Genomic DNA, 10,635 nt, shown 5'->3' on the forward strand with positions numbered 1-10,635 from the left:
CAAAGCGGATTACTCCTTTAATTATGGCTCCATGCGAAGCTATAATGTTATGCGGTATTAATCTTCCTTTCGAAAGGCTATCCCCCACTTTGAGGCAGGTTACCCACGTGTTACTCACCCGTCCGCCGCTAGAAACCCGAAGGTTTCTCGCTCGACTTGCATGTGTTAAGCACGCCGCCAGCGTTCGTCCTGAGCCAGGATCAAACTCTCATAAAAAAGTGTTTGATTAAGCTCATTTCGCTTAATATAAATATTTTAAATCTTATTTCTAAGATTCAAAGAAATTTGCTGGTTTACTTAATTCTTATTCTCTGTTTAATTTTCAAAGATCACTGTGTTGTCGTTAGGCAACTTTTATATAGTAACATGTAGTTAAAATAATGTCAACTTGTTTTTCACATCATTTAAAACATACTTTTGCGTCACATCAAGTGCAACATTTAATATAATATCATATTTTTATATACTGCTAAATTTACTGATCTTGTATATATTAATTTAACTCATTAATCCACATTTTTATTCTTTATAACTTTATATATCTTATATAGACACTCCAGGTTATGTTTATATGAGTATTATACATTTTATAACTATATATTTACTATAAACCCCTCTCCCACTGCTTAAACATGTTAACTTTAATATTTTGTATCATATTCATTTCATAAATATATTAAATTATCATAACAAAATGTAATATATTTATATATTTATGATAATAATATATAATATCCCATACTTAAACTATATTTAATGTTGAAATGGAAAAATTTTACACGCTTGAATTACCTTTAATGATCAATATCATTAATTAATATTTGTGATATAATATATACTGAGGTGGTAATATGTGTAATAACCAATTAAAATCAATAATAGATAGCAATGAAAATATTGTTTTTTTTGGAGGAGCAGGAGTTTCTACCGAAAGTTCCATTCCAGACTTTAGATCTAAATCTGGTCTATATACAACAAGAAATAATTTTTCTTACCCTCCTGAAGTAATGCTCAGTGCCAGTTTTTTTTCAGAGCATACAGAAGATTTTTTCGAATTTTACAGAAAAAAAATGATATATAAAGATGCAAAACCAAATCTAGCTCATTACGCAATAGCTGAGCTTGAAAAAAGAGGAAAGATTAAAGCTGTAGTTACGCAAAACATAGATGGGCTACACCAATTATCTGGTTCAACAAAAGTTTTAGAGCTCCACGGATCAGTTCACAGAAACTATTGTACCAAGTGCAATAAATTCTTTGATCTGAATTATATTTTAAATTCTAAAAATGTAGTTCCCAAATGTGATGTTTGTCATTCAACAATAAAACCTGATGTAGTTCTGTACCAGGAAAGTTTAAATATGAACATTATAGATGAAGCAATTTCTTATATTATGAAAGCTGATGTTTTAATTGTAGGCGGTACCTCTCTAGTTGTTTATCCAGCTGCTGGTTTGATTGACTATTTTAAAGGTAAACATCTTATACTTATAAACAAAGATTCAACTTCCCATGATAAAATAGCGGATCTGGTAATTCATGATAGTATTTCCAATGTTTTAAACAATATTTTGTAAAAGATCAGTGTTAAGCATACTTAGTGTACTTAACACTGATCTTTTAATATAAATTTTACAAAAAAGTAGTTTTTAACTTAATGCTTTTGTTATATAATAATATTACATAAACTTAATCACATCTTAAATTTTCTTTTAGTTTAGTTTAAATGATTTAATTGCAAATTTAGAGGAGGTTTTTTAATGGTAAATGGTAATAAGATAAGAGAGGTTAGATTAGAGAAAGGTCTAACTTGCACGGATGTATCAAATTTATCTAGAAACCTAAGGTTTCATGTTTCCAAAACCTATCTTGAAGAATTGGAAAGAGGTGCAAAACGAAATCCATCCTTTAATATTATTGAAACTATATCCATAATATTGCATATAAATCTTGATGAATTAAGCATAAGCTAATAAAACAATTTTAACCGACTTTTACCTAATAGTAAAATGTCGGTTTTTTATATTTTACATAAAATGAATTTATCATGTATTTCAATGAAAATTTAAAGCTTTATATGTCTTATCTGTGTATCATTATCTCTTTATGATATAATAATACAGTATACTATAAATTTGTTTAATGTATTATTATTAATGTGTAGGGGGCTAATTACTTGGAAAATATTATTGTAGCAAAATTTGGTGGAAGTTCACTGGCGGATGCTCACCAATTTGAAAAGGTCAAAAATATTATTGAAAACAATATACAAAGGAAATATATTATACCATCAGCACCTGGAAAAAGGCACTCCAAGGATTATAAAATTACAGATTTGCTTTACTTGTGTAGCACTCATGTCCAACAAGGTATAAGCTTTGATGATGTTTTTAAGATAATATCTGATAGGTACAAAGAAATTACAACTGAATTATCTAAAAAATATGAACACATGAGCAGTTTAGATATAACTAAATATTTGGTAAAAATTAAGGATGATATAGAAAATGGTAGTTCACCTGATTATACAGCTAGTCGAGGTGAATATTTAAATGGAATTATACTGGCAAATCTTTTAAATTACAGTTTCATTGATGCTTCAGAATTAATATTTTTTGATAAATACGGAAGATTGAATGCAGAATATACACAAAAGTCCATACTAGAAAAGTTATCTAGTGTGAAAAATGCTGTAATTCCAGGCTTTTATGGTTCTGATCCTTCAGGAAACATAAAAACTTTTTCAAGAGGTGGTTCAGATATTACAGGCGCCTTAATTGCTCGTGGCGCTAATGCAAATCTATATGAAAACTGGACTGATGTTTCTGGATTCTTAATGGCTGATCCAAGAATAATTAAGGATCCAATGCCCATTGAGTCAATAACCTATAGAGAATTAAGAGAATTATCATATATGGGTGCTACTGTACTTCACGAAGATTCTGTTTTCCCTGTTAGAGAAGCGGGTATTCCCATCAATATAAAAAATACTAATTCTCCAAATGATCAGGGCACTCTTATAGTTGGTGATACTAATCCAATACATAAAGATGGTAATATAACTGGAATTGCGGGTAAAAAGGATTTTACAGTAATCGCGATAGAAAAAAATCTTATGAATACTGAATTGGGTTTTTGTAGAAAATTATTATCTATTCTAGAATCAAACAATGTGGTTTTCGAAAGCATGCCCGCTGGTATTGACACGGTATCTCTTGTTATTCCTGATTCTCAGCTAGATGATAAACTAGATACTATTATTGATGAAATTAATCGGCAGTGTAAACCTGATTCATTAGAGATTTTACCAAGCATGGCACTTATAGCTACGGTAGGACGTGGAATGTCCAAATCAAAAGGAATCGCTGCAAAAGTTTTTGAAGCTCTTGGAAAAAACAATGTTAACATACGAATGATAAATCAGGGCTCAAGTGAGATCAATATAATAGTAGGTGTTGAAAATAATGACTTTGAGAAAGCTATAAATTCTATTTATAATGCTTTTTTATAATAAAACAAGAAGTTATGCAAAATAATTAAAGTCCTCTTTGCATAACTTCTTGTTTCATTAACTCATTTTTATGAGTTCCAAGAAAATTGTCCATTTTCAGCAATTATGTCATCTACAGATGTGTAAACTAAATCTGCTAGTTCCGATAGTTCCTCAATGCTACTTGTACCAGATAATACTCCAATTGCCATTCCAACCTGGGCATTTCTAGCAAATTCCATATCTATTACGGTATCACCTACAATTGCGACTTCTTTTTCCTTAAGGCCTGTTACTTCACAAAATTTTTGTAGCAGTACAGGACTTGGTTTTGATGGATATTTACCATCACTAGTACCTATGAAATCAAAATATTGGAATATATTTAATTCCTTTAAACAATACTCTGTAGAAATTATCCCATCAGATGTTGCAAGTCCAATACTTATATTCATTTTCTTAAGTTTTATAAATAGATTAGACAAATTTGCCGTTGGAATAATATCATATTTGTTATTTTCAACAAATTCATTTAAACTCCCAGATACTAATTCCAATATTTCTTTTCTAAAAAACGTTGTATTATTTAATTCTAATATATTTATGAATGCTTCAGATATATCAAAAGCAGTACCGGAAGCAAGTATTCCAGTTCCTTTTGCTTCACCATCCTCCACACCTATGCTATATAATAATTTTTTCCTAATAATATTTCCACATTGGGTGAAATATCTTGAAATAATATTATCAACCAAATATTCTGCAGCCGGTATCCAAATTGAATTAAAGTCTAGAAGTGTACCATCCTTGTCAAATAATATGCCCTTAATTTCAGTCAACCTTTATTCCTCCCGATGTTTCAATTAATTGTCCCCAGGTTACAATTTTATGATTCCTTGTCCCTTTATATATTGGATTTACAAAAGCCAATAGCCTATTATTTCTATCACGTATTTCTACTCTAAGCCATTTATAAGTTTTTCCTTTCCATAAAAAGCACCGTAATATCTCACAACTTTCTAAAAACTCTTGTTTCTCTACTATAACCCGATTTTCTATCCATACAACTGTACATCCCTTATAAAATTTATTTACTTTTATTTTATAGTATATCTGTTTCGCACCTATTCCTATTATATCCGTTAAATCACAACCGGGGTAAAGTACATAATCGCCCACTTTAATTGTGATTTCCATAATAGGTCCTCTTGAAACATAAATTCTGCCCATGGATACAGCCTTTAGAATACTGGTAGCACATAGTGAATCTGAAAATACAAATGTTCCAGGATCTCCGATTATAGATGGCAATTCACTTCCGTCATACCTTTCACTGGGAAAATTATGTGCATCACTTCCCCCTATTCCCCAAATATTATATCCATCTCTCCACAAAACATCCCACAGTTCAAGTGCTTGCTGTGTTGCCATAAAATTATTTCCTGGAAACGTTGGGTCATTCCATATTTCTATTGTATCGATATTTTCCAAAAGAGTTTCCTTAAACTCCCAAGACCAAGGGGCTAAGTTTGGATGATTTATTGAACGTATTGCGCAAGCTGTCCCTGCCTCAGATAAAACCCTGTTCATACCACTTTCTGTATAAATTCCACCATCTTCTGAATCATATGTCCAGTCTATCCATTTTTTAATTCCTATTGCATTAAAATGACCCTTTAAATCTGTAATTTCTATTCCAGGTATAACTAAAATATTACTCTTTGGAAAACCTGTATGAATTATATTGTGCTCGGTAGTAACGAAAAAATCCAAATTTTGTTTTTTAGCTTGTTCTAATAATTCATGTGGCGTTAACTTTCCATCCGAAATATTTGTATGAGTGTGAAAATCTCCTTTATACCAACCTTTGTTTTGATTATATTTTTTATCCCAATCATAATTATTTATTATAAATAACTCCATATTGGGTTCATATGTAGCCCACAGATCATCACCTATAAGTTGAGGTTGTTCTAAGTTTTTAATTTTACCAAAACCACCTTCAATATTTATACAAAAATTAAAACTACTATCTTTACCTATCCCCGAAACTTCTATTCTCCATTCTCCAGCTGGTATTTTCCCTGGCAATGCAGCTGCACTTGTCATATTTTTATCATTATGGATAACTACAGTATTTGGCGCTTTACCGTAAAGATATTGAAGCCTTAATACTCCGCTAGAATCCCAAATGAGCATCATAAACCAACTTGGTTCATCAGCGTATACATTAAAAGTAATCCATTCATAATTACAATCTAAGAAGAATCTATAATTCTTTTCGGGTGGACGAAAGCAGCCACCTATTTTGTGTTGAATTCCCATGTTGTTACCTTTCTCCAATCTTTTTATTTTATTACATCATCCAAAGCCTGTTGTGCTTCCACCTCAGCTTGTTTTAATGCTTGGGCTGCTGGTATTCCTTCAATTTCTACCTTATCAGCTGCTTTTGTTAATGTATCTGTTATTTTACCACCAGTAGGATCTACAAATGGAGCTGTAGCTGTGGACGCTTGTTTTAGTGGTATGAGTATCTGTGGATTTTTTTTCGCATTTGCCTTAAAAGTAGGATCATCTGTAGCAGATTTCCTTACTGCAATATATCCTGTTTTCATTGACCATTGTGCTGTGATTTTTGTACTTGTAAAAAATTTCATCCATTCAACTGCTGCTTGTTGTTTATCAACACTTGTAACTGCAGGAATACTCATTGTTTGAGCAGATGCAACTGGTGCTGCTTTATGATTCTTAAATCCAGGCTGTACATGGGCAGAAATTTTGCTAAAATCCAAATCTCCCTGATCGCCACTTGAACCGGTATAACCTGCTGCTCTATCCTTCATGACATCATCTATAGTGTCATACCAATACTGCCATCCCTGTCCGCCGGAATGAATTCTCATTGTTTTATCCTGAAAAATCGCCTTTCCAAACGTGTCCCACGTATTTACCCATGCCGCTGAATCTATGGTAACAGTCTTACCATCTTTACTCAATATTTTGCCTCCAGCACTAAAAGATGCATCTATAAGATTATCAGCGCCATACATTGGCTCCCAACCAAATACCGATGTATTTCCTCCATTTTTATTAGATAATTTATCAGCCGCAGCAAATAAATCTTCCCAGGTATTAAGTGAGTCTGCTGAAATGCCCGCCTTAGCAAATAAATCTTTACGATAGTACAGTACTTGAGTTGTTCCATACATTGGTAAAGAATATAACTTTCCTTTTATTTTGCCTTCATTATAAAAAGCTGGTATAAAATCACTAGTATTGAAACTACTATCCTTAGCAATATAACTATCCAATGGTACCAACTCATTTTTGCTTGCAAGAGTTGTCATTTGTGCATCATCCAGTAGCACCACTGCTGGTGCTTTCTTAGCGGAAATACCTGCTTGAAGAGCCTGATAAGTTTCATCATAACTGCCTTGTGCTACCCCTTTTACTACAACATCCTTTTGTGAACTATTAAACTCTTTTATAATATCCTGTACATTTGTTCCAAGCTTTCCACCAAGCCCATACCAAAATTCTATCTCTACAGGTCCTTTTTTTTGTGTGGTTTCAGTTTTAGCACCACATCCTGATAATAATGATATTACAGACATGGACATGAAGAAAATAGCTATTACCTTTTTTAATTTTGATTTTAACATTTTACATATTCCTCCTGAATTTTATTTAAATCCTTGTCACTTAATTAATATATTACAATTACGATTATTACCCCTTAACCCCTGAATCCGCAATTCCACTCATGAACCATTTTTGTGCTATGAAAAAAAGAATTAAAAGTGGTAATATTGTAAACGTACTTGCTGCCATAACCTGAGGCCATTTTATGCCATAAGCACCCTGTTGAATAAAAAATTGTCTAAGTCCTATTGTTATTAAATATTTACTGGGATCTTTAATTATAAGAGAAGGCCATAAGTAGTTATTATAATTTGATACAAAACTAATGAGCGAAAAAGTTGTGAAGCTTGATTTTGTTAGTGGAAACATAATCTGCCAGAGTATTTTCCAGTGGCTTGCTCCATCAATCATTGCTGCTTCAATCATTTCTTTTTTTATTTGTAAAAACGCTTGCCGAATAAGAAATATACCAAATACACTTACTGCATTTGAGATAATAATACCTGTTAATGTATCTATTAAATTAAATTTGGATAATATAACATAACTAGGAAGATATGTTGCTGCAGCTGGGAGCATGTAAGTACCCATTACTATTCCAAATAATATTTTTTTACCTTTAAATTTTAATTGTGTAATTGCATATGCTATCATAGCTGAATTGATTACCTGTATTGCTACTATTACTAAAGAAGTAAATGCACTATTAAATATGTAGAGTCCAAACGGCGTAGAATTCCAGGCATCAATAAAGTTTTTCCATTGAGGCACTGCTGGAAAGAACTTAAGGGGAGTAATAAATATCTCATCCTTTGTTTTTAATGCACTTACAACCATCCATAAAAACGGGAATGCCATGATGGAACTAAAAATTGCTAGTAAAATATGCCTTATTATATTTTTTTTCTTAACTTTCTGTCCATTGGCTGAACAAGATTCCCTTTCATCTTCCTCATAGTTTTCATTTATATTTGCCATTTTAATTACTCCTTACTGTTCTATTTAGATTTATACTTTCTTAAAATCGATTAGTAATGTACCCAATATTTAGAAACTATAAATTCTATTAGTGAAAGAATAGCTGTAATAATCACTAATACAGTAGCTAATGCTGCAGCTTCTCCAGCATTGAAATTTTGAAAAGCAGATTGATAATACATATACAATATTGTTCTTGTACTTCCTGCTGGTCCACCTTGAGTTAATACTTGTATCTGATCATAAGCTTGAAGAGAATTTATTCCTGTCATTATCACAAGAAAAAATGTTGTTGGTGAAATCATAGGAATTGTAATATTTCTAAAACAATTAAAACGCCCTGCACCATCAATTTTTGCTGCCTCAGTAAGTTCTTTCGGGACTCTTTGTAATGCTTCAAGATAAAATATCATTGCCCATCCAATACTTTTCCATATTGTAACTATAATTACCGCTGGCATAGCATACCTTTCACTTTCTGTCCAAGGTAATGGTGTAAGATGGATTAACATTAGAATCCAATTTGCGATTCCTGCTCTTGGCTCAAAAATCCAAGACCATACTATTGAAACTGCAACTGTAGGAGTTATCCAAGGTGAAAAAAGTATTGTTCTATATATACCTATACCTTTCATTTTCTTATTTAGAAGCAAGGCTAAAATCAGCCCACCTATTATGGTCGGTATAACGGTACCTACCGTGAAGTACAAAGTGTTAAATATAGCCTTATAAAATTCTTGATTGTGTAAAAGTGATAAATAGTTTTTAAAGCCTACCATATCATATTTAGGGCTCATTAAATCCCAATTAGTAAAACTTATATAAAAAGAATAAATCATTGGCCATATCCAAAATACTACAAGTGGAATCAGTGCTGGAGTTACAAACAATATTGCAATTATACTTTCTTTTCTCCTAGTATTTAAAAATTTCAATTTCATTTCCACGTAAACATGTCCCTCCATCTTTTTTTATAATTACAATAATAATTTTAATGTATTTTTGTTCACTTTTCATTATGAATACGTAAAGATATTGTTAATATACCAAGCAATATCACATAACAAGTAATATATATAGTCATAATCAATCATTTTAATATATACTATTGATTGTATTTAATCCTTATAAGTCTTTAATTCAACTTTTCACACAAAAAAAGCAACTACTTAACAAAAGAAATTAATCCCTTTTGTTAAGTAGCTGCTTATTTATTTATTTATTTATTTATTATTACGACACTAGTGATATATTTTTCAATTATACAACTATTTAACTTTGAATCTGTAATTATCATATCTACCTTATCTAAACTACAAACATTTAGTAAAGATACCACATCAAACTTAGAGCTATCTGCTAGTATTATAGTCTGCTTAGCAACTTCCATCATTTTTTTCTTAACTTGAACTTCACCCATACCATAATCAGTAAGACCGCAATTCAAAGAAATTCCACTCATACTCATAAACGCAGTATCTATATGAAATTTACTTATAAATTCTTCAGCTAAATCTCCTACTATACACAATTCATCATTCCTCATAACTCCACCAATTAATATTATTGTGTATTTATCCATATCTGATAATTCTGCTGCAATCTCTAAAGAATTTGTAAGTACAGTTAGCCTTTTAACTGTTTTTTTAAATACCCTTGCAAATTCTAAATTTGTTGTACTTATATCCAATGCAATTGATTGACCTTCTCTTACATATCTTGTAGCAAATCCGGCTAATTCTCTTTTTTCATCAATACATTTTGTTTTTCTATCTGTTCCAGTTAACTCACTCCCATCAATTTTCTCTAGAACAGCCCCACCATAGACTCGTTTAAGTCTCCCTTCTTTTTCTAGTATCTCCAAATCCCTTCTTACTGTTTCTATAGAAACATTAAAGATTTTAAGCAAATTTGATACTTTAACAGCTCGCTCCTTATTAATAATCTCTATAATAGTTTCTTGCCTTTCTTGTGCTAACAAAAAAATCACTACTTTCTTTTTAATATTTGAAAGATAACATTTGAATTTTATAATTTATAATTCAATTCATACCGATCAATTACGTTTTTTAATCCTTATTATAACATGTCTAAAAAAGATTTGTTATATATGCCTCTTATTTTAATTAATACCTTTTAATAATCTCCACACTATTTTATTTACGTATATAATAACGTACAATAAAAAAAGAGCAGTCTTTTCAGACTACTCTTTCACTTAATAATTACCCAGCGACGACTTACTCTCCCACCGGGCTACCCCTGCAGTACCATCAGCGCTTTAGAGCTTAACCTTCGTGTTCGGAATGGGAACGGGTGTTGCCTCTAAGCCATTATCACTGGATGCTAGTTTTCTCAAAATCTCCGATTTTGTTAGAAAACTGTACTCCTCAGCACAGCTGAGCGAGTATCCTTTAAAAATAAATCCTCAACCCAAGGAATCTTACAACCCTCAAATCTAGTAATCTATCATCTAAAGACAATATGAGAATTTGCACTCTCAAAATTGCATAGTAATCAAACAA

General features: G+C 31.4%; 9 protein-coding genes and 2 rRNA genes. 3 read left to right on the plus strand and 8 right to left on the minus strand.

Annotated features, from left to right (window positions below; translation table 11 throughout):
- A 16S ribosomal RNA gene (locus tag BR66_RS0115295) occupies positions 1-216 on the minus strand; the annotation flags it as partial.
- A gap of 635 nt (positions 217-851) precedes the next feature.
- Between BR66_RS0115295 and BR66_RS0115300 the strand changes: the two genes are divergently transcribed.
- The 3 genes from BR66_RS0115300 to BR66_RS0115310 all read left to right on the plus strand — a co-directional run bounded on the left by BR66_RS0115300 (position 852) and on the right by BR66_RS0115310 (position 3,511).
- Positions 852-1,577, plus strand: coding sequence for an NAD-dependent protein deacylase (locus tag BR66_RS0115300; protein ID WP_026883680.1), 726 nt, complete (start codon positions 852-854; stop codon positions 1,575-1,577).
- 183 nt (positions 1,578-1,760) lie between these two features.
- Positions 1,761-1,973 (plus strand): helix-turn-helix domain-containing protein, encoded by a 213-nt coding sequence (locus BR66_RS0115305; protein WP_026883681.1) that lies wholly within the window; start codon positions 1,761-1,763, stop codon positions 1,971-1,973.
- A gap of 203 nt (positions 1,974-2,176) precedes the next feature.
- The gene (locus BR66_RS0115310; RefSeq protein WP_026883682.1) at positions 2,177-3,511 is read left to right on the plus strand and encodes an aspartate kinase; all 1,335 of its coding nucleotides are present in this window, start codon (positions 2,177-2,179) and stop codon (positions 3,509-3,511) included.
- 68 nt (positions 3,512-3,579) lie between these two features.
- Here BR66_RS0115310 and BR66_RS0115315 read toward each other — a convergent pair whose 3' ends face one another.
- From BR66_RS0115315 to rrf, 7 genes are all read right to left on the minus strand, one after another.
- Complete coding sequence (locus BR66_RS0115315) at positions 3,580-4,329, minus strand: HAD family hydrolase (RefSeq protein WP_026883683.1); 750 nt, start codon at positions 4,327-4,329, stop codon at positions 3,580-3,582.
- A complete protein-coding gene (locus tag BR66_RS24925; protein ID WP_051624268.1) occupies positions 4,322-5,815 on the minus strand; it encodes a CehA/McbA family metallohydrolase in 1,494 nt (497 codons plus the stop codon). Before BR66_RS24925 ends, BR66_RS0115315 begins: the two co-directional genes overlap by 8 nt.
- 23 nt (positions 5,816-5,838) lie before the next feature.
- Positions 5,839-7,152, minus strand: a complete 1,314-nt coding sequence (locus BR66_RS0115325) for an ABC transporter substrate-binding protein (RefSeq protein WP_035796420.1) — start codon at positions 7,150-7,152, stop codon at positions 5,839-5,841.
- 67 nt (positions 7,153-7,219) lie between these two features.
- A complete protein-coding gene (locus BR66_RS0115330) occupies positions 7,220-8,110 on the minus strand; it encodes a carbohydrate ABC transporter permease (protein WP_051624269.1) in 891 nt (296 codons plus the stop codon).
- 50 nt (positions 8,111-8,160) lie between these two features.
- Positions 8,161-9,051 carry a carbohydrate ABC transporter permease gene (locus BR66_RS0115335; protein WP_026883686.1) on the minus strand — a complete coding sequence of 297 codons (891 nt, stop codon included), beginning with the start codon at positions 9,049-9,051 and terminating at the stop codon, positions 8,161-8,163.
- 278 nt (positions 9,052-9,329) lie between these two features.
- A complete protein-coding gene (locus BR66_RS0115340) occupies positions 9,330-10,091 on the minus strand; it encodes a DeoR/GlpR family DNA-binding transcription regulator (protein ID WP_026883687.1) in 762 nt (253 codons plus the stop codon).
- Between the two features lie 246 nt (positions 10,092-10,337).
- A 5S ribosomal RNA gene (gene rrf / locus BR66_RS0115345) occupies positions 10,338-10,454 on the minus strand.
- Between the last annotated feature and the right edge of the window lie 181 nt (positions 10,455-10,635).

Source organism: Clostridium akagii DSM 12554, from assembly GCF_000686725.1.
Lineage (GTDB): Bacteria > Bacillota > Clostridia > Clostridiales > Clostridiaceae > Clostridium_I > Clostridium_I akagii.

Bases quoted from the DNA above. Each gene is read 5' to 3' on its own strand.
- BR66_RS0115325 (WP_035796420.1), bottom strand. From the start codon at position 7,152: ATGTTAAAATCAAAATTAAAAAAGGTAATAGCTATTTTCTTCATGTCC.
- BR66_RS0115335 (WP_026883686.1), bottom strand. From the start codon at position 9,051: ATGAAATTGAAATTTTTAAATACTAGGAGAAAAGAAAGTATAATTGCA.
- BR66_RS0115305 (WP_026883681.1), top strand. From the start codon at position 1,761: ATGGTAAATGGTAATAAGATAAGAGAGGTTAGATTAGAGAAAGGTCTA.
- BR66_RS0115300 (WP_026883680.1), top strand. From the start codon at position 852: ATGTGTAATAACCAATTAAAATCAATAATAGATAGCAATGAAAATATT.
- BR66_RS24925 (WP_051624268.1), bottom strand. From the start codon at position 5,815: ATGGGAATTCAACACAAAATAGGTGGCTGCTTTCGTCCACCCGAAAAG.
- BR66_RS0115330 (WP_051624269.1), bottom strand. From the start codon at position 8,110: ATGGCAAATATAAATGAAAACTATGAGGAAGATGAAAGGGAATCTTGT.